We start from the raw sequence: 24,508 nt of genomic DNA, 5'->3' as shown, positions 1-24,508 counted from the left end.
GCTCTCCCCTCCAGTCGTGCGCGCGCGACCGGCCGGTGGGGCTGTCGCGGCCCGCGCTCGCGGGGCTGTCGGCCGATCGGTCAGGCGTGCTCTGCGGCGAGTGCGCGGACGGCGTCCGCGAACGCCTCGCCCCGCTTGTTGTAGTTGACGAACATGTCCATCGAGGCACAGGCCGGGGCCATCAGGACGGTGTCCCCGGACTCCGCCAGGCGCGCCGCCGCACGGACCGCCGCGGACATCGCACCAGTGTCCGTCTGTTCGAGGTCCACGACCGGGACTTCGGGGGCGTGTCGCGCGAGGGCTTCGCGGATCAGCGCCCGGTCGCGGCCGATGAGGACCACGCCGCGCAGCCGCTTCGCGGACTTCTCGACCAGTTCGTCGAAGGAGGCGCCCTTGGCGAGACCGCCGGCGATCCAGATGATCGGGTCGTAGGCGGCCAGGGACGCCTCCGCGGCATGGGTGTTGGTGGCCTTGGAGTCGTCGATGTAGCTGACGCCCGCGACGTCCGCGACGTGCTCGATGCGGTGCGGGTCGGGCCGGAAGGCGCGCAGTCCGTCGCGTACGGCGGCGGGTGCGACACCGTACGCGCGGGCGAGGGCCGCCGCGGCGAGGGCGTTGGCGATGTTGTGCGGGGCCGGCGGATGGACGTCCGTGACCTCGGCGAGTTCCTGCGCCTGCTCGCTCCGGTTCTCGACGAAGGCGCGGTCGACCAGGAGGCCGTCCACGACGCCGAGTTGGGAGGGGCCCGGCGTGCCGAGGGTGAAGCCGATCGCCCGGCAGCCCTCTTCCACGTCGGCCTCGCGCACGAGGTCCTCGGCCACCTTGTCGGCGGCGTTGTAGACGCAGGCGACGGTGTTGCCCTCGTAGATCCGGCCCTTGGCGGCGGTGTACTCCTCCATGGAGCCGTGCCAGTCGAGGTGGTCGGGCGCGATGTTGAGGACGGCGCCGGAGTGGGCGCGCAGGCTCGGTGCCCAGTGCAGCTGGTAGCTGGAGAGTTCGACGGCGAGGACGTCGTACTTCTCACGGCCGTCGGCGTCGGGCAGGACGGCGTCGAGCAGCGAGACGCCGATGTTGCCGACGGCCTCGGTGCGCAGGCCCGCCGCCCGGAGGATGGCGGCGAGCATGCGGACGGTCGTGGTCTTGCCGTTGGTGCCGGTGACGGCGAGCCAGGGCGCGGCGCCGGGGCCCCTGAGCTGCCAGGCGAGTTCGACGTCCCCCCAGATCGGTACGCCGGCTTCGGCGGCCGCCCGGAAGAGGGGTTTGCCGGGCTGCCAGCCGGGCGCGGTGACGACGAGTTCGGTCCCCTCGGGGAGGGTGGCGCCGTCGCCGAGCCGTACGGTGACGCCCGTCCCGGCCAGCTCCGCGGCCTGGGCGCGGGCGCGCTCGTCGTCGCCGTCGTTGACGACCGTGACGTCGGCGCCGAGGTCCCGCAGGGTGCGGGCCGCCGGGATCCCGGAGACCCCGAGACCGGCGACGGTGACACGCTTGCCCTGCCACCGGGCGCGGAGCCCGGCCGCCGCGTCGGCCGGCTGACGGCCGGTCACTTGTCGGCCGCCCAGCCCGCGTAGAAGAGTCCGAGTCCGACGATCACGCACATGCCCTGGATGATCCAGAAGCGGACCACGACAAGGACTTCGGACCACCCCTTGAGTTCGAAGTGGTGCTGGAGCGGGGCCATCCTGAAGACGCGCTTGCCGGTGAGCCGGAACGAACCGACCTGGATCACCACGGACATGGTGATGAGGGCGAAGAGGCCGCCGAGCAGGGCGATCAGGAGTTCGGTACGGGAGCAGATGGCGAGACCCGCGAGCGCGCCGCCGAGCGCGAGTGAACCGGTGTCGCCCATGAAGATCTTGGCGGGTGAGGTGTTCCACCACAGGAAGCCGAAGCAGGAGCCCATGAGCGCGGAGGCGACGACGGCGAGGTCGAGCGGATCTCGTACCTCGAAGCACGCCTCGGGGTTGGTGAGGGTCAGCGCGTTGGCGCAGGACTCCTGGAACTGCCAGAGACCGATGAAGGTGTAGGCGCCGAAGACCATGACCGACGCGCCGGTGGCCAGGCCGTCCAGACCGTCCGTCAGATTCACGCCGTTGGACATCGCGAGAATCATGAACAGCGCCCAGACCACGAACAGCACCGGTCCGATGGACCAGCCGAAGTCCGTGACGAACGACAGCTTGGTGGAGGCGGGGGTGTTGCCGCGGATGTCGGCGAACTGGAGCGAGAGCACCGCGAAGGCGATGCCGACGATCAGCTGCCCGGCCATCTTCGCCTTGGCCCGCAGGCCCAGCGAGCGCTGCTTGACGATCTTGATGTAGTCGTCCAGGAAGCCGACCAGGCCCATTCCCGCCATCAGGAAGAGGACCAGCACACCGGAGAACGTCGGGTCCTCGCCGGTGATCACCTTCGCCAGGGCGTAGGCGATCAGCGTGGCGAGGATGAAGGCGATGCCACCCATGGTGGGCGTGCCCTTTTTGCTGCCGTGACTGCGCGGGCCGTCGTCCCTGATGAACTGGCCGTAACCCTTGCGGGCCAGCAGCTTGATCAGCAGCGGCGTGCCGATCAGGGTCAGGAAGAGCCCGATGGCTCCCGCGAAGAGGATCTGCCTCATCGGCCGGAGACCTCGCCCTCGACTGCGTTCTCGAGCAGTGCCTGGGCGACCCGCTCGAGTCCGGCCGACCTCGAAGCCTTCACCAGCACGACGTCTCCCGGGCGCAGTTCACTGCGCAACAGATCGACCGCCGACTGCGCGTCGGACACGTGCACCGACTCCTCACCCCACGAACCCTCGTTGTAGGCGCCCAGTTGCAGCCAGGACGCTTCCCTGCCCCCGACCGCGACGAGCTTGCTGACGTTGAGCCGGACGGCGAGCCGTCCGACCGCGTCGTGCTCGGCGAGCGCGTCGTCACCGAGTTCGGCCATCGGGCCGAGCACCGCCCACGTGCGTCCGCCGGTTTCCCTGGCGGCACCGCCCATGGCGACCAGCGCGCGGAGCGCTGCCCTCATGGAGTCGGGGTTCGCGTTGTAGGCGTCGTTGACGATCGTCACGCCGTCCGCGCGCTCGGTGACCTCCATACGCCAGCGGGAGAGGGTCTCCGCCTCGGAGAGCGCCAGGGCGATCTCATCGGCGGACATGCCCAACTCATGGGCGACGGCGGTCGCGGCGAGCGCGTTCGACACGTGGTGCTCACCGTACAGCCGCAGCGTCAGGTCGCTGCACCCGGTGGGTGTTCGAAGGCGGAAGGAGGGTCTGCCGAGTCCGTCGATGTGCACGTTCTCTGCCCGTACGTCTGCTTCGTCGGACTCTCCGAACAGCACGACGCGGGCCTTGGTGCGTGCCGCCATGGCGCGTACGAGGGGGTCGTCGGCGTTGAGGACGGCGACGCCGCCGTCCTCGGCGGACGGCAGGGACTCGACCATCTCGCCCTTGGCCTGGGCGATCTGCTCGCGTCCGCCGAACTCGCCGATGTGGGCGGTGCCGACGTTCAGCACGAGGCCGATCCGCGGCGGGACGAGGCCGGTGAGGTAGCGGATGTCACCGATGTACCGCGCCCCCATCTCCAGGACGAGGAAGCGGGTGTCCTCGGCGGCGCGCAGGGCGGTGAGCGGCAGTCCGATCTCGTTGTTGAGGTTTCCTTCCGGCCAGACGGTGGGGGCCGCGCGCCGCAGGAGTTGGGCGATGAGGTCCTTGGTGCTGGTCTTGCCCGATGATCCGGTGAGCGCGACGGTCGTGGCGCCGGTGCGCTCCACGACGGCGCGTGCGAGGGCGCCGAGGGCCTGTACGACGTCCTCGACGACGATGGCGGGGACCCCGACGGGCCGGACGGCCAGCACGGCGGTGGCGCCCGCCTCGACGGCGCGGCGGGCGTAGTCGTGGCCGTCGACGTTCTCGCCGGCGAAGGCGGCGAAGAGGCTGCCGTCCGCGACCTGGCGGGAGTCGATGACGACGGGGCCGGTGACCCGGGCGTCCGGATCCGGTATGTCGTGCGGCTGCCCGCCGACGATGGTGGCGATCTCGGCGAGGGAGAGGGTGATCACGTGGACCGTCCGGCGAATGGAGGGCGGGTGAGGGATGGGGACGCGTACGCGGTGGGGGTGCGCGCGGGCGGTCGGGGAGGGGACGGGCGGCCGGCCGGTCCGCGTGGGGCGCGGGCGGCGGACGGCGGGGTGAGGGGGCACGACGGGACGACGGTCCGCGGGGAGGCCGTCACCGCGGCGAGCGGACGACGGCGCCGGGTGCCCGGCGCCGTCGTCCGGCCGCCGGACGGTCCCCTCATTCCCGGCCGGTGCTCTCGGCCGGGAGGCGCCGGGAGCGTTCGATGGCCTCGCGCAGCACCTGACGGTCGTCGAAGGCGCGTACCACCCCGGCGATGTCCTGGCCCTGTTCGTGGCCCTTGCCGGCGATGAGGACGGTGTCGCCCTCGCCGGCCCTCGACACCACGGACGCGATGGCCGCCGCGCGGTCGGCGTCGACCAGGACGTCGCCGCGCTCGTGGATCGGCACCTCGGCCGCGCCCGCGAGCATCGCGGCGAGGATCGCGAGCGGGTCCTCGGAGCGCGGGTTGTCCGAGGTCAGTACGGCGGTGTCGGCGAGCCGCGCCGCCGCCGCGCCCATCGAGGGGCGCTTGGACCGGTCGCGGTCGCCGCCGCAGCCCAGGACGATGTGCACCTTGCCCTTGGTGACCTTGCGCAGGGAGCGCAGCACCGATTCGACGGCGTCCGTCTTGTGGGCGTAGTCGACGACGGCGAGATACGGCTGGCCCGCGTCGACCCGCTCCAGCCGGCCGGGGACGCCGGGGACGGCCGCGATGCCGTCGGCGGCGATCTGGGGGTCGATTCCGGCCACGGCGAGGGTGACGACGGCGGCGAGGGTGTTGGCGACGTTGAACGGGCCGGGCAGCGGGGCCTCGGCGCGGATCCGCTCGCCCTTGGGGCTGACGACGGTGAAGGCGCTGCCGAGCCGGCCGACCTCGACGTCCTCGGCGCGCCAGTCGGCGTCGGGGTGGCCCTCGGCGGAGAACGTCGTGATGGGGACGCCCGCCTCGTGGACGAGCCGGCGGCCGTACTCGTCGTCGAAGTTCACGACGCCGAGACGGCTGCGCTCGGGGGTGAACAGCCGCGCCTTGGCCTGGAAGTAGTCCTCCATGCCGGAGTGGAACTCCATGTGTTCCGGGCTGAGGTTGTTGAAGACGGCGATGTCGAAGACACAGCCGTCGACCCGGCCGAGGACCAGCGCGTGGCTGGAGACCTCCATCGCGACGGAGTCCGCGCCGCGCTCGCGCATGACCGCGAGCAGCGCCTGGAGGTCGGTGGCCTCGGGGGTGGTGCGCTCGGATTTGACGCGCTCGTCGCCGATGCGCATCTCGACGGTGCCGATGAGTCCGGTGTGGTGTCCGGCGCCGCGCAGTCCGCCCTCGACGAGATAGGCGGTGGTGGTCTTGCCGGAGGTGCCGGTGATGCCGATCTGGAGGAGGTCGGCGCCGGGGTGGCCGTAGATCTCGGCGGCCAGTTCACCCATGCTGCCCCGGGGGTCGGGTGTGACCAGCAGCGGCAGTCCGGTGGCGGCGGCGCGCTCGGCGCCCGCCGGGTCGGTGAGGATCACCGCCGCGCCGAGGTCGGCCGCCTGGGCGGCGAAGTCGGCGCCGTGGAAGCGGGCGCCGGGCAGGGCCGCGTACACGTCCCCGTCGCGTACCGCTCGCGAGTCGTGGGTGATGCCGGTCGCCGCTCCGTCCGCCGGGGGCTCGGCTCCCAGCCGGGCGGCCAGGTCCACGAGCGGGATCGGCCGGACATGAGCGGGGCGGGGCGCTCCGGGGTGGTTCACGGGCGCGTCCTTTGTGGTGGTTCGGTACTGATCTGCGTGGGGCACGGCGGTGAGCGTACCGGGCCCACCGGGCCGCGGGCCACGTGAGGGGCGCCGGGTGCCGGGGCCGTCCGACGGGGGGACGGACGAGTCGTCGTGGTTCCCCGAGTCGGGGGTGATCGTTGTCACTGGGTGGTTCCCTGGGTCACTCGCCGGGTTTGAACTCGACCGGCAGGGGGGCTGCCTTCTTGCCGGTCGGTGGGACCTGGAGGCTCTTGAGAGCGAACTCCATGACCTCCTTGTAGATGGGGCCGCAGATCTGGCCGCCGAAGTAACTGCCCTCGGTGGGGTTCTGGATGGCGCAGTAGACGGTGATCTGCGGGTCGTCGGCGGGGGCGAAGCCCGCGAAGGACGCGGTGTAGCCCTTGTAGCGCCCGGACACGGGATCGACGCGGTTGGCCGTGCCCGTCTTGCCTGCGACGCGGTAGCCGGGGATCCGGGCCTTGGTGCCGGTGCCCGCCTCGTCGCCGACGACGGATTCGAGCATGGTGGCCAGCGTCCTGGCGGTCTTCTCGCTGACGACGCGGGTCTTCCCGGGAGCGGTCGCGGGGGTGAAGCGGCCGTCGGGGCCCTGTGTGCCGCGGACCAGGGTGGGCTCGATCCGTACGCCTCCGTTGGCGATGGTCGAGTAGACCGACGCCGCCTGCATGGCGTTGATCGACAGTCCCTGGCCGAAGGGGATCGTGAACTGCTGGGAGGTCGACCAGTCCTTCGGTTCCGCGAGGATGCCCGGGGTCTCGCCGGGGTAGCCGAGGCCGGTGGGGCTGCCGATGCCGAATTTGCGCAGGTAGGAGTGGAGCACCTGGTTGGCCTCGGACTGGGTCTTGCCGAGCTGGCCGGTCGCCAGGATGGTGCCGATGTTGCTGGACTTGGCGAGGACCCCGTTGAGCGTGAGGTACCACGTGGGGTGGTCGATGTCGTCCTTGAAGAGGCGGTCGCCGCGGTGGAGCCGGTTGGGCACGGTGACGTGGGTGCCGGGGACGGCGGCCTTCTCCTCCAGGACGGCGGCCATGGACATGACCTTGCTGGTGGAGCCGGGTTCGAAGGCGTCCTGGAGCGCGGCGTTGCCCATGGCGGCGCCGTCGGCCTGTGACAGGTCGTTGGGGTCGAAGCCGGGGGCGTTGGCCATGGCCAGCACCTCGCCGGTCCGGGTGTTCTGCACTATCACGTAGCCGCGGTCGGCCTTGGACTTCGTGACCTGTTCGGAGATGGCCCGCTGGGCGGCCCACTGGATGTCCCGGTCGATGGTCAGCTCGATGTCCGTGCCCGGCACCGCGGGGTTCTCCCGTGAGTCCGCCGTGGGGACGCGCCGGCCGCCGGAGTGGGCGTAGGTGATCTCGCCGTCCCGGCCGGAGAGCTGCTTGTCGAGCATGGACTCCACGCCGCCGCCTCCGTGGCCGTCGGACTTGACGTATCCCAGTATCCCGGCGGCGAGTTCCCCGTTGGGGTACACGCGCTTGCTGCTGGGCTCCTGGAAGACTCCGGCGAGGACGCTGGCCGGTGCGTCGGCGCCCTTGGCGGTGCGGGCCTTCTCGGCCTTCTCCGCGAGGACGGACTTGAGGTCGCTGATCTGGTTCCAGACCTGGGGGGTCTGGCGGTGGGCGAGCACCGTGAAGCGGGACTTGGGGACCGAGAGCTGCTTCTCCAGCGTCTCGGGCTCCTTGTCGAGGATCGGCGCGAGGAGCGCGGCGGCCTGCGCGGGGGCGTTGTCGACCTTGCTGTCCTCGGGGGTGAACATCTTGGGGTCTGCCGTGATGTCGTGCGCGTCGACGCTGCTGGCCAGGGCGACACCGGCGCGGTCGGTGATCTCGCCGCGCTCGGCGGCCAGGGTGATGCTCGTGAAGCGGTTCTTCTCGGCCTTGGCCGTGTACGCGCTGGCGTCGACCGCCTGGACCTGGAGCAGCCGGACGACGAAGACCAGCATGACGACGGTCAGTCCGAGGCTGACCAGCCGCAGCCGGGGGCGGTGGCTGCCGAGCCGGATACGGCGCGGGGCGCGGGCACCGGGCCTCGCACGGCCCTTCGCGGGGCGCGCCGGGCGCCCGGCCTGGCGGGCGGGCCGCCGCGACGCGCGTGATTCGGGCCGGGGGCGACCGCCGCTCCCGGGGCGCGCGGGGCCGGGGACCCGGCGGCGCGGTGGTTGCTCGGGGGGCACTGGATCACCTGCCGGAGGTCGTCGGGGTGGGGGTGCCGGACGTGGGTCCGGGCGTGGGAGGGGTGGCGGGCGCGCCGCGGGAGCCCGTCGAGGCGGAGGGGGCGGGCGGGCCGGTGGAGGGGGTGGCGGGGGTGGCGGCCGGGTCGGTGGACTCCCCCGGGGAGGGGGACGCCGGGCTGCCCGTGGGCGACGGCGACGGGGTCACGGAGGGGGCGAGCGAGGCGGGCAGGCTCGGCGCGGCGGGCGGGACGGCGTCCATGGCGGAGGGCGCGGCGTACGGGATCGCGCCGGCCTCGGAGGGGACTCCGCTGACCTTGCCGTCCGGGCCGAGGAAGGCGGGGCTGCCGCCGGGCACCATGCCGAGCTCGCGCGCCCGGCGCTCCAGCGCGTCGGGCGCGGAGAGGTCGTCCACGTCCCGCTGGAGCGCCTGCTGCTCGTCGGTCAGGTCGGTGGTCCGCTTCTTGAGCTCGCTGAGCTGGAACGACCCGACGTTGAGCGAGGAGTTCAGCAGGAGCAGGGTGATCAGCCCGCCGCCGAGGAGGAGAACGACCAGCAGGACGAAGGGTGTGCGCGCCGCGGTGCTCGGCCCGGTCGTCGGCATCAGCCGGGCGAGCCGCGCGGCACGTCCCCTGAGCTGCCTGGCCGGTCCCCTCACCGCACGTCCTCCCGGATCCGCTCGGCGCCGCGCAGCCGGGCGGGGGCGGCCCTGCGGTTCTCGGCGACCTCTTCCTCCGTGGGCAGTTCGGCGCCGCGCGTCAGGAGTCTGAGCCTCGGCTGGTAGCGCTCGGGCACGACGGGCAGGCCGGGGGGCGCCGTGTTGGCGGCGCCGGCCGCGAAGACCTGCTTGACCAGCCGGTCTTCGAGGGAGTGGTAGGCGAGTACGGCGATACGGCCACCGACCGCGAGGGACGCGACGGCGGCCGGGACGGCGGCCTCCACGGCGGACAGCTCGGCGTTGACCTCGATGCGCAGGGCCTGGAAGGTGCGCTTGGCGGGGTTGCCGCCGGTGCGTTTGGCGGCCTGCGGCAGGGCGTCCCGGATGAGTTCGACCAGGCGGGCGCTGCCGGTGAAGGGCTCGACGGCGCGTTCCCTGACGATCGCGGAGACGATGCGCCTGGCCTGCTTCTCCTCGCCGTACGCGCGCAGGATCCGCACCAGTTCGCCCGGCGGGTAGGTGTTGAGGACCTCGGCCGCGCTCATTCCGGCCGACTGGTCCATGCGCATGTCGAGGGGGGCGTCCTGGGCGTAGGCGAACCCCCGCTCCGCCTCGTCGAGTTGCATGGACGAGACGCCCAGGTCGAAGAGCACGCCCTGGACCCGGGGGATGCCCAGCCGGTCGAGCACGTCGGGCAGTTCGTCGTAGACGGCGTGCACGAGGGTGGCGCGGTCGCCGTACGGGGCGAGGCGCTCGCCGGAGAGCCGCAGCGCCTCCTTGTCCCGGTCGAGCGCGACGAGCCGCGCGGCGGGGAAGGTGGTGAGCAGTGCCTCGCTGTGGCCGCCGAGGCCGAGGGTGCAGTCGACGACGACGGCGCCCGGTTCGGTGAGGGCGGGGGCGAGCAGGTCGAGGCACCGGTCGAGCATCACCGGGACGTGCCGGGTGCCGGTCATTCGCGGGCCTCGCGGGGCCTGGTTCGCTGGCTGCGCTCGCTCATGCGCCCTCTCAGGTCCGGCGTGGACGGACGTACCGCCGAGCGTGAGGAGGCCGAGCCGCACGTACGCCGCACACGCGGGGGAATTCGGGGAGTGTTCGGGATGTCCGTGAACTTCGCGCCACTTTAGTCCACAGGCCCCCTCGGTCAATCAACCGGTCAGCGCGTCGCCCGGCCCGCCGCACGGGGACCGGCGGCGCCGATCGGGCGAAGATCGAGTGAAGATCGAGTGGGGTTCCGACGGGGTGGCGACATGACCGCGCGCAAGAAAAATCAGCACCGGCCACCCGCGCGCCCCACCGGAATTCACCTGTGTGGCTTACCTCACACCGGGCCTCGTTGACGATGTTTGTCCGGTCGCACAGCGGGCTCAGGACGCGGCTGAGCATTACCGTCTACAGGTATGTCGACATCCGCGCACCTCCCTGCCGAGTCCGACCGCGCGTCCGCCGGTTCGGCCCGAGCCGACGGTACGGTCACCGATCGGCTCGTGGACGCCAACCGCCACTACGCGAAGGAGTTCGGCGACCCGGGCATGGACGCCCGTCCCGTGCTCCGCGTCGCCGTGGTCGCCTGCATGGACGCCCGCCTCGACCTGCACGCCGCCCTGGGCCTGGAGCTCGGCGACTGTCATACGATCCGCAACGCGGGCGGCGTCGTCACCGACGACGTCATCCGCTCACTGACCATCAGCCAGCGGGCGCTCAAGACCCGCAGCGTCGTACTGATCCATCACACGGGCTGCGGTCTGGAGGCCCTCACCGAGGACTTCAGGCACGAACTGGAAATGGAGGTCGGACAGCGTCCGGCCTGGGCCGTGGAGTCGTTCAGGGACGTGGACCAGGACGTGAGGCAGTCGATGCAGCGGGTGCGGACCTCACCGTTCCTCCCGCACACCGACGACGTGCGCGGTTTCGTCTTCGACGTGTCGACCGGCCTCCTGCGGGAGATCGACTCGGCGGGCTGACCGCGTCGCCCGCGCCAGAATCACGGCAACTCCGGCAATTCACACCCACTTATCCACAGGCGAGTGACACGAAGCGGTAACGGCTAGAAGAATGCGTGAGTGACAGCGGTGCTCCGGAACCTTCCGGGCGCGGCGTCCGTATTTCGGGGTGGGCCGGGCCGTGAGAAGAGCCCCGGCCCGTATGAACGGGCCGAGGAGGGCCGGGTGACGACCTATGACGATCGAGCGAGCCTCACAGATCTGACCACCACAGCGGAGCGTGTCCGCGCATCGGTGGAGGGTGTGATCGAGGGCAAGCCTGAGGTCGTACGGCTTTCGCTGACAGTGCTGCTCGCCGAGGGACATCTGCTCATCGAGGATGTCCCCGGCGTCGGCAAGACAATGCTGGCCAAGGCGCTGGCGCGTTCCATCGACTGTTCGGTCCGGCGTATCCAGTTCACGCCCGACCTGCTGCCCTCGGACATCACCGGGGTCTCCATCTACGACCAGCAGCGCCGGGACTTCGAGTTCAAGCCCGGTGCGATCTTCGCGCAGATCGTGATCGGCGACGAGATCAACCGCGCCTCGCCCAAGACGCAGTCGGCGCTGCTGGAGTCGATGGAGGAGCGCCAGGTCACCATCGACGGACAGACCTACGAACTGCCCAGCCCCTTCATGGTGGTGGCGACGCAGAACCCGGTCGAGATGGAGGGCACCTATCCGCTGCCCGAGGCGCAGCGCGACCGCTTCATGGCCAGGGTCTCCATCGGTTATCCGAGCGCGGAGGCCGAGTTGGAGATGCTGGACGTGCACGGCGGGATCTCGCCGCTGGACGATCTCCAGCCGGTGGCCCACGCGCACGACATCGTGAAGCTCATCGACGCCGTGCGGAAGGTCCATGTGGCCGACTCCGTACGGCGGTACGCGGTGGAGCTGGTCGCGGCGACCCGTAACCACCCGGATCTCAGACTGGGCGCCTCACCGCGCGCGACGCTGCATCTGCTGCGCGCGGCGAAGGCGTCCGCCGCGCTGAGCGGCCGGGAGTACGCGCTGCCGGACGACGTGCAGGCGCTGGCGGCGGCGGTGCTGGCGCACCGGCTGCTGCCGACCGCGCAGGCACAGCTCAACCGCCGGACCGCCGAGCAGGTCGTGCTGGAGATCCTCCAGCGCGTTCCGGTGCCGACGGCCGACGGCGGCCGGCAGGCCCCCGTGGGCGCCGCGCCGCTCTACGACCGGCAGCAGCCGGGCGTCCGGCGGCTGTGATGGAGCCCGGCGCCACCGCCTCGGGCAGCGAGGACAGAGGCGGGCTGCGGGCGGCGCTGGGCGGTCTCACCACCCGCGGCCGGTCGTTCTTCGCCGCGGGTATCGCGGCGGCGGTCTGCGCGTATGTCCTCGGCCAGGCGGATCTGCTCCGGGTGGGGATGCTCCTGGCCGTCCTGCCGCTGGTCTGCGTGGGCGTGCTGTACCGCACGCGCTACCGGGTCGCGGGCAGCAGGCGGCTCTCGCCGTCGCGTGTGCCTGCGGGGTCCGAGGCCCGTGTCCATCTGCGGATGGACAACGTGTCGCGGCTGCCCACCGGTCTGCTGATGCTCCAGGACCATGTGCCGTACGTGCTGGGCCCGCGCCCCCGGTTCGTCCTGGACCGGGTGGAGGCGGGCGGGCGCCGCGAGGTGTCCTACCGGGTCCGTTCCGACCTGCGCGGGCGCTACCCGCTCGGGCCGCTGCAACTGCGGCTGAGCGACCCGTTCGGGATGTGCGAGCTGACGCGCTCCTTCAGCGCCCACGACACCCTGACCGTCATACCGCGGACCGAGCCGCTGCCACCGGTCCGGCTGGCGGGCGCGACGGCGGGGTACGGCGACGGGCGGCAGCGCTCGCTGTCGCTGGCCGGCGAGGACGACGTCATCCCGCGCGGCTACCGGCACGGCGACGACCTGCGCCGGGTGCACTGGCGCTCCACGGCGCGCTACGGCGAGCTGATGGTGCGTCGCGAGGAGCAGCCGCAGCGTGCCAGGTGCACGGTGCTGCTCGACACCCGCAGGCTCGCCTACCAGGGCGCGGGCCCCGACTCGGCCTTCGAATGGGCGGTGTCGGGCGCCGCGTCCGCGCTGGTGCACATGCTGGAACGGGGCCTGTCCGTGCGGCTGTTGACGGACACGGGGAGTTCGGTGCCCAACCAGGGCGCCGAGGGGTTCGCCGGTTCGTCCCAGGAGTCAGCCGACGCGGCCGGACTGATGATGGACACGCTCGCCGTCGTCGACCACTCCGACGGGGCCGGGCTCTCCCGCGCGTACGACGTGCTGCGCGGCGGGACCGAGGGACTGCTGATCGCCTTCCTCGGTGATCTCGACGAGGAGCAGACCGCGGTGGCCTGCCGGATGCGCCACCGCAGCGGCGCCGCATTGGCCTTCGTCCTGGACAGCTCCGGCTGGGTCCCGGACGAGGGTGAACCGCCCGCGCGGGTGCAGGACCGCCTCCGGCAGTTGCGCGAGTCCGGCTGGAACGGCCTCGCGGTGCCGGCCGGGGCCTCGCTCCCCGATCTGTGGCAGCAGGCGGCACACCAGCGCACCGAGTCGAGCGCGGCACAGGGCTCGGCAGGCTTCTCCGGAGGATGGTCATGAGCGGTCGCGCGAGGCTGGCGCTGTGCGCCTTCGCCGCCACGATGATGGCGGCGGGCGCTCTGCTGCCGCTGGTCGATCCGGTCACCTGGTTCCTCCAGGCGGCCTTCATGGTGGCGGTCGTGGCGGGGGTGGGCGCGCTCGGCCGGCGGGTGCCGCTGGCCAGAACGCTGACCGTGGCGCTCCAGGCGGCAGCCGGGCTGCTGATGCTCACGGTGGTCTTCGCCTCGGAGCAGGCCCTGTTCGGTCTGCTGCCCGGCCCGGACGTCTTCCTGCGCTTCGGCGACCTGCTGAACCAGGGTGGTCAGGAGGTCGCCCGGTACTCGGTCCCGGCGCCGTCGACCGACGGCATCAGGCTGATGCTGGTCGGTGGCGTGCTGGTCATCGGTCTCGCCGTGGACGCGCTCGCCGTGACGTTCCGCAGCGCCGCGCCCGCCGGACTGCCGCTGCTCGCGCTGTACTCGGTCGCCGCCGGTCTCTCCGGCGGTGACGCCTCCTGGCTGTGGTTCCTGCTGGCGGCCAGTGGCTATCTGCTGTTGCTGCTGGCCGAGGGCCGGGACCGGCTCTCCCAGTGGGGCCGGGTCTTCGGCGGCGCTCCGCGCGCCCCGGGCCGTACGGCCGGCGGGATGGACGGCGGGGGCGGGGCCGCGGCCCCGGTCCGCACGGGCCGCCGGATCGGTGTGATGGCCCTGGGCATCGCGCTCGTGGTGCCCGCCGCGCTGCCGTCGCTGAACGGCGGACTGCTCAACGGTACGGGGGCCGGGTCGGGTTCGGGCCTGGGCGGCGGCACGATCTCCGCCGTCAACCCTCTGGTGTCGCTCCAGGACAACCTCAACCAGCCCGAGGACCGGGAGGCGTTGCGGTACCGGACGAACGCGGAGAACACCCAGAACCTGTATCTGCGGATCATGGCGCTGGACGACTTCGACGGCACGTCCTGGCGGTTCTCCCAGCGCAGTGTCGAGGACGTGCCGAGCAGGCTCCCCGGACCGCCCGGTCTGAGCGGGGACGTACGCACCACCGAGATCAAGACGAGCATCTCCGCCGCCGGCTGGTACCGGCAGAACTACCTTCCGATGCCCTATCCGGCCTCGGAGGTGGACATCGAGGGGCGCTGGCGCTTCGAACCGACCGGCCGGACCCTGGTCGGCGACCGGGGCGAGACCACACGCGGCGCCCAGTACCAGGTCACCAGTCTGCTGGTGGAGCCCACCCGGGAGCAGCTCGCGGCGGCTCCGCGGCCCCCGGCCTCCCTGGTGCGGGAGTACACCAAGGTGCCGGAGGTCCTCCCGGAGGAGGTGGAGGCCACCGCGCGCCAGGTGACCGAGGGCGCGGCGAACGACTACGAGAGGGCCGTCAGGCTCCAGGACTGGTTCGCCGTGGACGGCGGCTTCACCTACGACACACAGGTCGCCTCCGGCACGGGCGTCTCGGCGATCACCCGCTTCCTGAGGGAGAAGGAGGGCTTCTGCGTCCACTTCTCCTTCTCGATGGCGGCGATGGCCCGCACGCTGGGCATCCCCGCCCGGGTGGCGGTGGGCTTCACACCGGGCACACCGCAGTCGGACGGCACGATGTCCGTCGGGCTCCGTGACGCGCACGCCTGGCCCGAGCTGTACTTCGAAGGTGTCGGCTGGACCCGCTTCGAGCCGACGCCGAGCCGGGGCAGCGCCCCGGACTACACGATCCCCGAGGCCCCCTCGGGCGACGCGAGCGACCCGGCCGAGCCCGAGACCAGCGAGACGTCCGCGCCGGCCTCCCGGCCGTCCGCCTCGGACAGCTGCCCGCCCCAGGACGCCAGGATCGGCGAGTGCGGTACGACCGCGCCGGCCGGGGCGCTGCCACCGACCGACTCGGGGACACCGGCGGGGACGGTGGCCGCCATCACGCTGGGCGTTCTCGCGGTCCTGCTGCTGCCACTGCTGCCACTGCTGTGGCGCACCCGGATCCGGGCCCGGCGGCTCGGTTCCGGGGGCCGTACGCCCGCCGATGCCACGGCCCGCGTGCTGGGCGCCTGGCGGGAGATCATCGACACCGCCTGGGACCACGGCATCCGTCCCGACGAATCGCGGACACCGCGGAAGACGGCGGCCCGGATCGTGAGCCTGGGGCAGTTGGAGGGTGACGCGGCCGACGCCGTGCACCGGGTCGCGCGTGCGGTGGAGATGGTCCTGTACGCACCGGAACCGCGGCCCGTGACGGGTCTGGCCGAGGACGCCCAGCGGGTCCGCGCGGGACTGGGCCGGGCGGCGGGCCGCTGGACCAGACAGCGGGCGCTTTTCCTGCCGCGCTCGTCCGTTCGGGTGATGTGGGGGCTCGCCGAGCGCTGGTCGGCCGTCACCGATCGCTGGGGAGCGCGCCGTGCGGAGCTGGGCCGCCGGTGGGCGGCGCTGTTCCGCAGGCCGTCCCGTCAGCGGGGCTGAGCGGAAGCGGGGCACCGGGGGCCGGGGAACGGCGATGGGGCGGGGTCACGGGGCGGCTTACGGGCCCCGTGACCCCGCCCCTGCCGTCTCTCCGGGCCCCGGTGCTCCTCCGGGCCGAGGCGGCGTGTGCCGCGCCGCACGCCGGGGTCGCGGGCCGGGGCAGGGGCCCGGGGGGGGGGGGGGGGGGGGGGGGGGGGGGGGGGGGGGGGGGGGGGGGGGGGGGGGCGCCCCCCCCTCCCCCCCCCCCCCCCCCCCTCACCCGTATCCGCCGTTTCTCACGGCAGTCGCACCACTACTGCAAGCCCGGGAATCCCGGAGTCGTTCTACTGACCCTGCTCGTCACGGCGACGCTGCCACCGCTGCTCGATCCGGTTCATGAACGAACGGCGCTGCCGAGGCTGCTGCCTGCGGTCGGCGGTGGCCTCGCCGGACGGCTGTTGCTCACCCGGTTTCGGGGCCTTGCGCCAGCCGGTGACCGCGAGAACCGCGCAGCCCAGCATGACGAGGAAACCCACCACGCCGATCCAGATCTGCTTGGCGACCATACCGGTCATGAGGAGCGCGATACCCACCAGAAAGCCAGCGATCGCCTGGTAGACCCGTCGCCGGGTGTACGTACGCAGCCCGCTTCCCTCAAGCGCTGTCGCGAACTTGGGATCTTCGGCGTACAGCGCTCGCTCCATTTGCTCGAGCATTCGCTGCTCGTGCTCCGAGAGCGGCACGGAGTCCTCCTAGTCGTCGGTCGCGGGGGGCGACCGGTATGCGGCCCCTTCAGGATAGGCAGGGATTCGCCCCCGTGAAACCCGCCCTCTACGCCATTTCGCCAATCCGGGCCGCCATGCCGACTCGGCCGTTGAGGCGTTGATTCCCCAACCGTCGACCCGTCATGCCGGAAGGCGTACCCCGATCATACGGCGCCGAACGCTCTGCCGGGGGGCCTGTGGCGCACTCCATGCGCAGCTTCGTTGCTGATCAGCCCGGCGATCAGTGCTCGCGGGCGTTCTCCGTCAGGCCCGCTTCTCGCCCAGCACGTGGAGCTGGCCCGCGACGGAGTGGAACGAGGGCTGCTCGGCGGCCGCCGCCTCCAGCTTCAGAAGGGCCTCCAGAGCGCCCGGCTGAGTGTCCACCAGAACGCCCGGGACCAGGTCGGAGAAGACCCGGACACCGTGTACGGCGCCCACCTCGGCACCGGCCTTCTCGACCAGTTCGGTCAGCAGCTCGACGGTGAAGCGCCGGGGCACCGGATCGCCCTCGCCCCAGCGGCCCGCGGGATCCGCGAGTGCCTGCCGGGCCTCGGTGAAGTGCCCGGCGAGCGCCCTGGCCAGTACGGCGCCGCCGACGCCCGCGGCGAGCAGACTCAGCGCACCGCCCGGCCGCAGCGCCTCCACCGCGTTGCGCAGGCCCTCGGCCGGGTCGTCGGCGTACTCCAGGACGCCGTGGCAGAGCACCGCGTCGTACCCGCCCCGCTCCACGACGTCGAACAGGCCCAGGATGTCGCCCTGGACGCCGTTGACGCGGTCGGCGACCCCCGCCTCGGCCGCCCGGCGCTCCAGCGCGAACAGCGCGTTGGGGCTCGGGTCGACGACGGTCACCCGGTGCCCGAGGCGGGCGACGGGCACGGCGAAGTTGCCCGTGCCGCCTCCCGTGTCGAGGACGTCCAGGACCGCCCCGTCCCCCACCGCTGCGGCGCGGCGGCGCAGGGCGCGTTCGAGCACCTCCCACACGACGGCGGTACGCAGGGAGCTACGAGGGCGCGACGGCGTCTCTCCACCGAAGGCAGGGGAAGGGTCCGACACGGCAGTTGACTCCTCGGCGCGGTACCGCCCCAGGTCGCGGGGCAGGAAAGGTGCAGGCACCGCACAGCCTATTGCCTCGGTCGGCCGTCCCCGTCACCCGGCGGCGCCGCCCTTCTCCGGCTGTTCGGCCCGGGGCTGGGGCAGCACCGGTTCGAGCACGAGCAGCCGCTCCACGAGGCGCAGGAACATCGCCACGTCGCGGAGCAGGTCGTCGGCGTCGCGGTTGCTCGCCGCGCCCCGTATCCCGGCCTCGGCCCGCGCCCGGCGGGTGGCTCCGGACGCGAACAGGGCGCTCCATTCGGTCAGCTCGGGCGCGATCTCGGGCAGCACCTCCCAGGCGCTCCTTATGCGCCTGCGGCGCGGCCCCGCCGCGGGCTCGGGCCGGCCACGGGCGGCGAGGACCGCCGCGGCGGTGCGCAGGGCGGCCAGATGGGCCGTCGCATAGCGTTCGTTGGGGGTGTCGAGAGTGGCGGCCTCGTCCAGCCCCGTACGGGCCTGGGCGAGCAGGTCGAGGGCGGCGGGCGGCGCGGTCGCGCGCCTCTGCACGGGGTGGACGTCGGTCGCGGGGCCGGTCAGCGAGGGGGCAGGGCCGCCTGTGCTTCGCCGGCGTGCGGCTGCGGCGTAGGAACTGGCCATGACGAACCTCCTGGTCGTCTCTGTGACGGCTCTGTGGCCGTATGTGTCCATCTTGGAGCACACCACTGACAATCCGCCCTGACCTGCACTTTTGCCCCGTCGTGAGGCTCAGGGCGGTTTCCGCGCCGGCCGGTCGGCGCGGATTCGCCGGCGCTCCCCGTCCACCCCCGTCCCGCATCGCGGCTGCCCGTCGGACACGTGCGTGACGCCTGTGAGAATCGGGCGCATGGACAGCAGCAGCACCCGCCGACGGGCCACCCGACAGAAACTTCACGAAGCCGCGGTGACGCTCATCGCCGAACAGGGCTTCTCCGCGACGACCGTTGACGAGATCGCCGACCGGGCCGGAGTCGCCAAGGGCACCGTCTACTACAACTTCAATGGGAAGACCGAGCTTTTCGAGGAGCTTCTGCGGGACGGCGTCGGCCGGCTCACCGCCTCCTTACGGACCGCCGCCGACGAGACGGCGGAGCGCGACGGCACCAGCGTGGAGGCGCTGGACGCCATGATCAGGGCGGGGCTCGCCTTCATAGACCGCCATCCGGCGTTCACCCGCCTCTATGTCGCCGAGCTCTGGCGCACCAACCGGGCGTGGCAGTCCACGCTTCTGGTGGTGCGTCAGCAGGCCATGGGCGTCGTGGAGAAGGTGCTCCAGGAGGGGGTCGACGGCGGTGAGCTGAGCCGGGACGTCGATGTCCCGCTGACGGCCGCCGCGCTGGTGGGGATGGTGCTGGTGACGGCCCTGGACTGGCAGGCGTTCCAGCCCGAGCGGTCGGTGGAGGACGTGCACTCGGCGCTCTCGCTGCTCCTGCACGGGAGGATCGGCGCGGGCGAACCCTCGCCTCACTGAGAGCCGGACGAACGCGGAAACGCGCCGCTCCGATCGGGACCTCACTCCCGGCCGGAACGGCGCGTCGCCTCACCCCGTGGCGGTCGGGGTGCCACACCGCTCCGCCGCCCCGTGCCGGCGGTCTCGGCATCGCGCCCCTCCCGTGGCCTCCACTCTTCCGTCTTCGCAGGTGGGGGCCTATCCGCGTCTCTACTCATCTCGCCTACTAGGTACGGATACTCACCACCCCGTTCGAATCCTCACCCGTCCGGCCCACACGCTGGCTACGATCTCGTGCGTGTCCGTACTCCCTCTTGTCTTCACCAGCGGCTGGGCCAGCGGTATCAACGCGTACGCGGTGGTTCTGCTGCTCGGGATCTTCGGCGCGACCGGGCTGACCGACGAGGTCCCCGAGTCGCTCCAGCGCACCGATGTGCTGGTCGTCGTGGGTGTGCTCTTCGTCTGTGAGGCGGTGGCGGACAAGATCCCGTACGTCGACTCGGTCTGGGACTCCGTGCACACCGTGGTCAGGCCGCTGTCGGGGGCGGTGGTCGCGGCGCTGCTCGCCGGGGAGAGCGGTTCGCTCCCGGAGATCGCGGCGGGCGCCGTCGGCGGATCGACGGCCCTGGTGAGTCATCTGGTGAAGGCCGGCGCGAGGATGGCCGTGAACACCTCGCCGGAACCCTTCAGCAACATCGCCGTCAGCACCCTGGAGGATCTCGGCGTCGCCGGGATCATCACGTTCGCGATCTTCAATCCGGTCGCCGCGGCGGTCGTCGCGGGCGGCCTCCTGCTGCTCGGCATCGTGACCATCCTCTTCCTGGCGTCGAGGATCCGCCGGTTCCGGCAGCGCAGGGCCCAGAGACGCGAGGAACGGCGCCTCGCCGCGTCATGGCCGCCCTGACCCCGCGCGCCCTCGCGTGCTTCCTCGTCCCGTCCGCCCCCACCCCGTGCTCCCCGGCCCGGCATCCCGGCTTCGGCGCCGGGAAAACAGGCCGCTAAGGTCCACTTCCATGGCACGGATTGCGGTGATCGGCGCCGGGATGGGCGCGATGGCGGCGGCTGCCCGGCTGGCAGTGGCGGGGCACCGGGTGACGGTGTACGAGCGCTCGGCGACGTACGGCGGCGCCCTGGGCCGGTTCGAACGCGACGGGTTCGCGTACGACACGGGACCCACGCTGCTTCATCTGCCCGCCGTCTACCGGGATCTGTTCCTCAAGACCGGCAGGAAGCCGCTCGAAGAGTGCGTACGGATGACCCAGGTCGACCCGGCGAGCAGACATCTCTTCCCGGACGGCTCCGACGTCTCCCTGCCGGACTCGTCGCGCGCCGGGGTCGTCTCGGCCCTGGACTCCGCGCTCGGCGCGGGAGCGGGGACACGGTGGGGGGACTTCCTCGGCCGGGCGCGGGACGCCTGGGACCGTTCGCGGCGGCCTCTGTTGGAGGAGCCGTTGCGCGGCGACTGGCAGGTGCTGGGGCGCGACCCGTACCCGGCCGTCCGGCAGCGCAGGCTGCTGCGGGGGCCCCGGCTGGCGGGCACCGTCGCCGAGGTGGGGACGGGTGAGCTGGCCGATCCCCGGCTCGCCGCGCTGTTCGAGGGGTACGTCCTGTCGTACGGGCTCGATCCGCGGCGCACGCCCGCGAGCGCCGCCGTGCTGCCGTACATGGAGCAGACGTTCGGCACCTGGTACGTGCGGGGCGGCATGCGGGCGCTGGCGCACGCGGTGTACGAACGCTGCCTGGAGCGCAGGGTGGAGTTCGTCTTCCAGGCCGACGTGATCCGGATCGTGGAGAAGGACGGCCGCGCGGCCGGGGTGGAGCTGGCTCCGGGGCCTGCGGCGTCCGCCCCCACGGTCGTGGAGGCGGACCACGTGGTGGCGGGGACGGCCCCCGCGGCCCTCGTGGAACGGGAGTTGTGGCGGGACGGCGACGTACGGCCCCGTGGCGACGGCGGGGGCGGTGCGCCGGTGGTCCCGGGCAGGTTCACGGTGCTGCTGGCCCTGCGCGGCGGCAGACCGGACGGCACGGCGCACCGGACGGTGGTGCACTCCCCCGACGGCGGGGCCGAGGCCGGCGCGGTGTTCTCCGGCCGGACGGCGGAGCGGCCGACGGTCACGGTGCTGCGGCCCGACGATCCGACGACGCGTCCGGACGACGCGCACGAGGCACTCACCCTCACGGCCACCGTCGCACCGCAGGGACCGGTGGACTGGCACGACGCCGCGCTGCGCGAGCGGTACGCCGATCTGCTGGTGGAGGCGGCCGGGGCCGCCGTACCCGGACTGCGGGAGCGGCTGTGCTGGCGGGAGATCCGTACGCCCGCGGACACGGCGGCCGGGACCGGGGCACGGGGCGGTTCGGTGCCCGCGCCCTCGCTGGCGGGCGCGGACGGCCGGCTGCTGCGTCCGTCGAACAGCACGCGGCTGCCCGGTCTGTATCTCGTGGGCGGCGAGGCGCACCCCGGTGGCGGGCTGGCGCACGCGGGCATGTCCGGGACGCTGGTCGCCGGGCTGATCGTCGAGGGCGCGGACTTCCGGGGATCGCGCTGAACTCCCCGCACCGGCCGTACGGGGACGGCTGACACGGACCCAACTCGCGAACACGTCGCGGGAGTTGGGGGCGTGTCAGTAGCGGTAGCGCTGCTCTTCGTGGTGGGGGTCGTAGCCGTACTGGTCGGGCGCCTGCCGCGGCATCGGGGGGACCTCGTCGCCCTCGCGCTGCTGCGGGACCCAGACCCCGCCGGGCGGTGTGTCCGTGCCGTACTCGGGCGAAGCGCCTTGGCCGCCCTGCCCGTTCCGGTCTCCGTAGGGGGCCGCGTACTGCTGCTGGCCGCCGTAACTGTCGTACGCGCCGTAGGAGTCGCCGCCGCTGTTCGTGGCGCCGTACGGGTCGGTGTGGGCGGCGTACTGCTGCTGCCCCGTGTCGTAGTCGTACTGACCGCTCTGCCCGTTGTGCCCCGCGTACGGGTCCTGCTGACCGCCGTACACGTCATGGCCCTGGCTCGCGTAGGGGTCACCGGCGCCGTAGGTGTCGGTCGCGCCGTACGGGTCGTGGGCGCGGCCGGAGTAGGCGTCCTGGCCCGCGTAGGCGTCGTGTCCGGCATAGGTGTCGTGTCCGGCGTAGGTGTCGTGTCCGGCGTAGGTGTCCTGGCCGGTGGGCGCGTCGTAGCCGCTGTACGGGTCGTAGTTGCCGTACTGGGTGGCCTGGTAGGCGGCGTCGCTGTAGACGCCGTACTGCCCGGTCTCGTCGGGCATCGGCTCCGGCTCGTAGACGGACGCGGCGGCCGGGGGCTCGCTGGGTGCGGGGCCGGCGCCCATGGTGTCGGCCGCGACGGGCTGGTACTCCAAGTCCGAGACTTCCAGGCTCGGTTCGCGTGTCCCGGCCTCACCGCCGCCGGCCCTGCGGCGCCGGCTCGCGCCGGGGCTGCCGCCGATCGCCCAGCCGGTGGAGAAGCCGCGGCGGAACGACAGCGTCACATAGGTCTGGCCGACCGCGAACGCGATCGCGCCGACGGCGATGACCGGGACGGAGGCGAGCAGGACGCCCAGCACCACTCCGACGAAACCCGTGAAGGCGAGAAGTCGCCAACGGAGCCGCGCCTTGTACTGGAGCAGTACCTCGCCCAGCAGCCACAGCGCGACGATGCCGAACGCGATGTAGAGGACCGTCCAGCCCATGCCCGCCCCTCTCCTGCGGTCACCGCCCCGGGTCGGGACGGGTACGACCGGTCACGACTGCTCGTGCAGTCCGAGATTCTCGTAGATTTCGAGCGTCGCCGTGGAGTTGTTGAGTGTAATGAAGTGGAGTCCGGGGACACCCTCCGCACGCAGCGTCGCGCAGAACTCGGTCGCGTACTCGATACCGATGGAGCGTACAGCGGCGGGATCCTCCGCGGCGGAGAGGATCCGCTCTTTCAGTGCCGGGGGCAGCGACGCGTTGCTGAGCTGCGAGAAGCGCTCGATCTGCCGGACGTTGGTGACCGGCATGATCTCCGGGATGATCGGGGTGTCGCAGCCGGCCGCCGCCACTTTGTCCCGCAGCCGCAGATAGTCCTCGGGGTCGAAGAACATCTGGGTGATCGCGTAGTCGGCGCCCGCGCGGCACTTGGCCACGAAATGCCGGATGTCGCTCTCCCAGTCGGGCGAGCGCGGATGCATCTCGGGGAAGGCGGCGACGCCCACGCAGAAGTCGCCGGACTCCTTGATCAGACGGACCAGGTCGGCCGCGTACGTCACGCCCTCGGGGTGCTTGACCCATTCGCCCATCGGGTCGCCGGGCGGGTCTCCGCGCACGGCGAGGATGTTCCTGATACCGGCGTCGGCGTACTGGCCGATCATGTTCCGCAGCTCGGCGACCGAGTGGTTCACCGCGGTGAGGTGGGCGACCGGGGTGAGGGTGGTGTCGGAGGCGATCTGCTGGGTCGCCTTGACCGTGCCCGCGCGGGTGGAACCGCCGGCGCCGTAGGTGACCGAGACGAAGTTCGGGGCGACGGCCTCGACCCGGCGCAGCGCGTTCCAGAGGTTCCGTTCGCCCTTCTCCGTCTTGGGCGCCCAGAATTCGAACGAGTACGACAACTTGCCCGTCGCAAGTAGGTCACGCACCGTACGAGCGTGATCCGTCCTGGTCGAAGCTGTACCAAGGGCCATACCGGAAGGTTATCGAGGGCGCGGCGATCACCCAACCAGAGCAGGCCCTTTTGTCCATTTCACACCATGCCTGTCCACCCCTCGGACAGCGACCCCGCGCCGGAAGCCGGGGGTCCGTCGCCGTCGGGCGGACGCGCGGGGCACGGCGGCCGGTCTCAGGCGACCCTGTCCCGGACGCGCTTGGCGATGCCCGCGGCTGCCATGGCCGGGTCGTCCGCCTCGGTGAGGGCCCGTACGACCACGACCCGGCGGGCGCCGGCGTCCAGCACCTCTTCGAGGTTGCCCGAGTCGATCCCGCCGATCGCGAACCACGGGCGCCGGGTGGCCAGCGACGCCGCGTACCGCACGAGGTCGAGCCCGGGGGCGGGCCGGCCGGGCTTGGTGGGCGTGGGCCAGCACGGCCCCGCGCAGAAGTAGTCCACGCCGGGCTCGCCGGCCGCCGCCATCGCCTCGGCCTCGGAGTGGGTGGAGCGGCCGATGAGCAGCTCCGTACCGAGGATGGCGCGGGCGGCGGAGACGGGCAGGTCCCCCTGGCCCAGGTGCAGCACGTCGGACCCGATCGCGTGCGCCACGTCCGCCCGGTCGTTCACGGCCAGGAGCTTGCCGTGGCGCCGGCAGGCGTCGGCGAAGACCTGGAGGTGGTCCAGCTCCTCGGCCGCCTCCATGCCCTTGTCACGAAGCTGCACGATGTCCACACCGGAGGTGAGGACGGCGTCCAGGAACTCGGGGAGGTCCCCCTGCCGCTTCCGGGCGTCCGTGCAGAGGTAGAGCCGGGCGTCGGACAGCAGATCGAGTGCGCTGGACGTACCGGGCGCTGCGGGCATGCGGGGCTCCCCCGTCGGATCGTTGGCGTGCCGGGTGTGGGGGGGGGGGGGGGGGGGGGGGGGGGGGGGGGAGGGGGGGGGGGGGGGGGGGAGGGGAGGGGGAGGGGGGGGTGGGGCGAGAGGCGG

The 24,508-nt window shown here is 72.5% G+C and carries 20 protein-coding genes; 7 read left to right on the top strand and 13 right to left on the bottom strand.

All coding sequences use genetic code 11. From position 1 onward, the window contains the following. Nucleotides 1-80 precede the first annotated feature (80 nt). The 7 genes from murD to rsmH form a co-directional block, all read right to left on the bottom strand. Nucleotides 81-1,544, bottom strand: coding sequence for a UDP-N-acetylmuramoyl-L-alanine--D-glutamate ligase (gene murD / locus ACZ61E_RS22515; RefSeq protein WP_469701625.1), 1,464 nt, complete (start codon nucleotides 1,542-1,544; stop codon nucleotides 81-83). Continuing rightward, nucleotides 1,541-2,611 carry a phospho-N-acetylmuramoyl-pentapeptide-transferase gene (mraY, locus tag ACZ61E_RS22510; RefSeq protein WP_363244945.1) on the bottom strand — a complete coding sequence of 357 codons (1,071 nt, stop codon included), beginning with the start codon at nucleotides 2,609-2,611 and terminating at the stop codon, nucleotides 1,541-1,543. Before mraY ends, murD begins: the two co-directional genes overlap by 4 nt. Then, a complete protein-coding gene (locus tag ACZ61E_RS22505) occupies nucleotides 2,608-4,038 on the bottom strand; it encodes a UDP-N-acetylmuramoyl-tripeptide--D-alanyl-D-alanine ligase (RefSeq protein ID WP_469701624.1) in 1,431 nt (476 codons plus the stop codon). Before ACZ61E_RS22505 ends, mraY begins: the two co-directional genes overlap by 4 nt. Before the next feature lie 235 nt (nucleotides 4,039-4,273). Next, the gene (locus ACZ61E_RS22500; protein WP_469701623.1) at nucleotides 4,274-5,989 is read right to left on the bottom strand and encodes a UDP-N-acetylmuramoyl-L-alanyl-D-glutamate--2,6-diaminopimelate ligase; all 1,716 of its coding nucleotides are present in this window, start codon (nucleotides 5,987-5,989) and stop codon (nucleotides 4,274-4,276) included. Between the two features lie 16 nt (nucleotides 5,990-6,005). Continuing rightward, nucleotides 6,006-8,015 (bottom strand): peptidoglycan D,D-transpeptidase FtsI family protein, encoded by a 2,010-nt coding sequence (locus ACZ61E_RS22495; protein ID WP_469701622.1) that lies wholly within the window; start codon nucleotides 8,013-8,015, stop codon nucleotides 6,006-6,008. A gap of 4 nt (nucleotides 8,016-8,019) precedes the next feature. Next, entirely contained in the window at nucleotides 8,020-8,670 is a 651-nt protein-coding gene (gene ftsL, locus ACZ61E_RS22490; RefSeq protein WP_469701621.1) for a cell division protein FtsL, read from the bottom strand. After that, nucleotides 8,667-9,623 (bottom strand): 16S rRNA (cytosine(1402)-N(4))-methyltransferase RsmH, encoded by a 957-nt coding sequence (rsmH, locus tag ACZ61E_RS22485; protein ID WP_469701620.1) that lies wholly within the window; start codon nucleotides 9,621-9,623, stop codon nucleotides 8,667-8,669. Before rsmH ends, ftsL begins: the two co-directional genes overlap by 4 nt. 444 nt (nucleotides 9,624-10,067) lie before the next feature. Between rsmH and ACZ61E_RS22480 the strand changes: the two genes are divergently transcribed. The 4 genes from ACZ61E_RS22480 to ACZ61E_RS22465 all read left to right on the top strand — a co-directional run bounded on the left by ACZ61E_RS22480 (nucleotide 10,068) and on the right by ACZ61E_RS22465 (nucleotide 15,651). Beyond that, complete coding sequence (locus ACZ61E_RS22480; protein ID WP_469701619.1) at nucleotides 10,068-10,631, top strand: beta-class carbonic anhydrase; 564 nt, start codon at nucleotides 10,068-10,070, stop codon at nucleotides 10,629-10,631. 204 nt (nucleotides 10,632-10,835) lie between these two features. Next, complete coding sequence (locus ACZ61E_RS22475; RefSeq protein WP_469701618.1) at nucleotides 10,836-11,873, top strand: AAA family ATPase; 1,038 nt, start codon at nucleotides 10,836-10,838, stop codon at nucleotides 11,871-11,873. Next, nucleotides 11,873-13,231 (top strand): DUF58 domain-containing protein, encoded by a 1,359-nt coding sequence (locus ACZ61E_RS22470; protein WP_469701617.1) that lies wholly within the window; start codon nucleotides 11,873-11,875, stop codon nucleotides 13,229-13,231. Before ACZ61E_RS22475 ends, ACZ61E_RS22470 begins: the two co-directional genes overlap by 1 nt. After that, nucleotides 13,228-15,651, top strand: coding sequence for a transglutaminaseTgpA domain-containing protein (locus ACZ61E_RS22465; RefSeq protein WP_469701616.1), 2,424 nt, complete (start codon nucleotides 13,228-13,230; stop codon nucleotides 15,649-15,651). Before ACZ61E_RS22470 ends, ACZ61E_RS22465 begins: the two co-directional genes overlap by 4 nt. A 323-nt stretch (nucleotides 15,652-15,974) precedes the next feature. Here the strand turns inward: ACZ61E_RS22465 and ACZ61E_RS22460 are convergent, their stop codons facing one another. The 3 genes from ACZ61E_RS22460 to ACZ61E_RS22450 form a co-directional block, all read right to left on the bottom strand. After that, nucleotides 15,975-16,373 (bottom strand): DUF3040 domain-containing protein, encoded by a 399-nt coding sequence (locus ACZ61E_RS22460; RefSeq protein ID WP_078077777.1) that lies wholly within the window; start codon nucleotides 16,371-16,373, stop codon nucleotides 15,975-15,977. A 285-nt stretch (nucleotides 16,374-16,658) separates the two neighbouring features. Beyond that, the gene (locus ACZ61E_RS22455; RefSeq protein WP_469701615.1) at nucleotides 16,659-17,447 is read right to left on the bottom strand and encodes a methyltransferase; all 789 of its coding nucleotides are present in this window, start codon (nucleotides 17,445-17,447) and stop codon (nucleotides 16,659-16,661) included. Nucleotides 17,448-17,540: 93 nt separating this feature from the next. Beyond that, nucleotides 17,541-18,083 carry an SAV_6107 family HEPN domain-containing protein gene (locus ACZ61E_RS22450; protein WP_469701614.1) on the bottom strand — a complete coding sequence of 181 codons (543 nt, stop codon included), beginning with the start codon at nucleotides 18,081-18,083 and terminating at the stop codon, nucleotides 17,541-17,543. 226 nt (nucleotides 18,084-18,309) lie between these two features. Here ACZ61E_RS22450 and ACZ61E_RS22445 point away from each other — a divergent pair, with 226 nt between their 5' ends. From ACZ61E_RS22445 to ACZ61E_RS22435, 3 genes are all read left to right on the top strand, one after another. Then, nucleotides 18,310-18,933: a TetR/AcrR family transcriptional regulator gene (locus ACZ61E_RS22445; RefSeq protein ID WP_469701613.1), complete on the top strand. Its 624-nt coding sequence runs from the start codon at nucleotides 18,310-18,312 to the stop codon at nucleotides 18,931-18,933. 277 nt (nucleotides 18,934-19,210) lie between these two features. Next, complete coding sequence (locus ACZ61E_RS22440) at nucleotides 19,211-19,816, top strand: DUF4126 domain-containing protein (RefSeq protein ID WP_469701612.1); 606 nt, start codon at nucleotides 19,211-19,213, stop codon at nucleotides 19,814-19,816. Nucleotides 19,817-19,925: 109 nt separating this feature from the next. Then, nucleotides 19,926-21,461: a phytoene desaturase family protein gene (locus ACZ61E_RS22435; protein ID WP_469701611.1), complete on the top strand. Its 1,536-nt coding sequence runs from the start codon at nucleotides 19,926-19,928 to the stop codon at nucleotides 21,459-21,461. A gap of 75 nt (nucleotides 21,462-21,536) precedes the next feature. Here ACZ61E_RS22435 and ACZ61E_RS22430 read toward each other — a convergent pair whose 3' ends face one another. The 3 genes from ACZ61E_RS22430 to thiE all read right to left on the bottom strand — a co-directional run bounded on the left by ACZ61E_RS22430 (nucleotide 21,537) and on the right by thiE (nucleotide 24,382). Continuing rightward, complete coding sequence (locus ACZ61E_RS22430; RefSeq protein ID WP_469701610.1) at nucleotides 21,537-22,589, bottom strand: hypothetical protein; 1,053 nt, start codon at nucleotides 22,587-22,589, stop codon at nucleotides 21,537-21,539. A gap of 51 nt (nucleotides 22,590-22,640) precedes the next feature. Continuing rightward, on the bottom strand, nucleotides 22,641-23,558 hold the full coding sequence (gene metF / locus ACZ61E_RS22425) for a methylenetetrahydrofolate reductase [NAD(P)H] (RefSeq protein WP_147872492.1): 918 nt from the start codon (nucleotides 23,556-23,558) through the stop codon (nucleotides 22,641-22,643). Nucleotides 23,559-23,713: 155 nt separating this feature from the next. Continuing rightward, nucleotides 23,714-24,382, bottom strand: a complete 669-nt coding sequence (gene thiE / locus ACZ61E_RS22420; protein ID WP_469701609.1) for a thiamine phosphate synthase — start codon at nucleotides 24,380-24,382, stop codon at nucleotides 23,714-23,716. Between the last annotated feature and the right edge of the window lie 126 nt (nucleotides 24,383-24,508).

The sequence above is a fragment of the Streptomyces sp. NPDC104581 genome, assembly GCF_055583685.1.
This window is presented reverse-complemented; position numbering and strand designations above follow the sequence as displayed.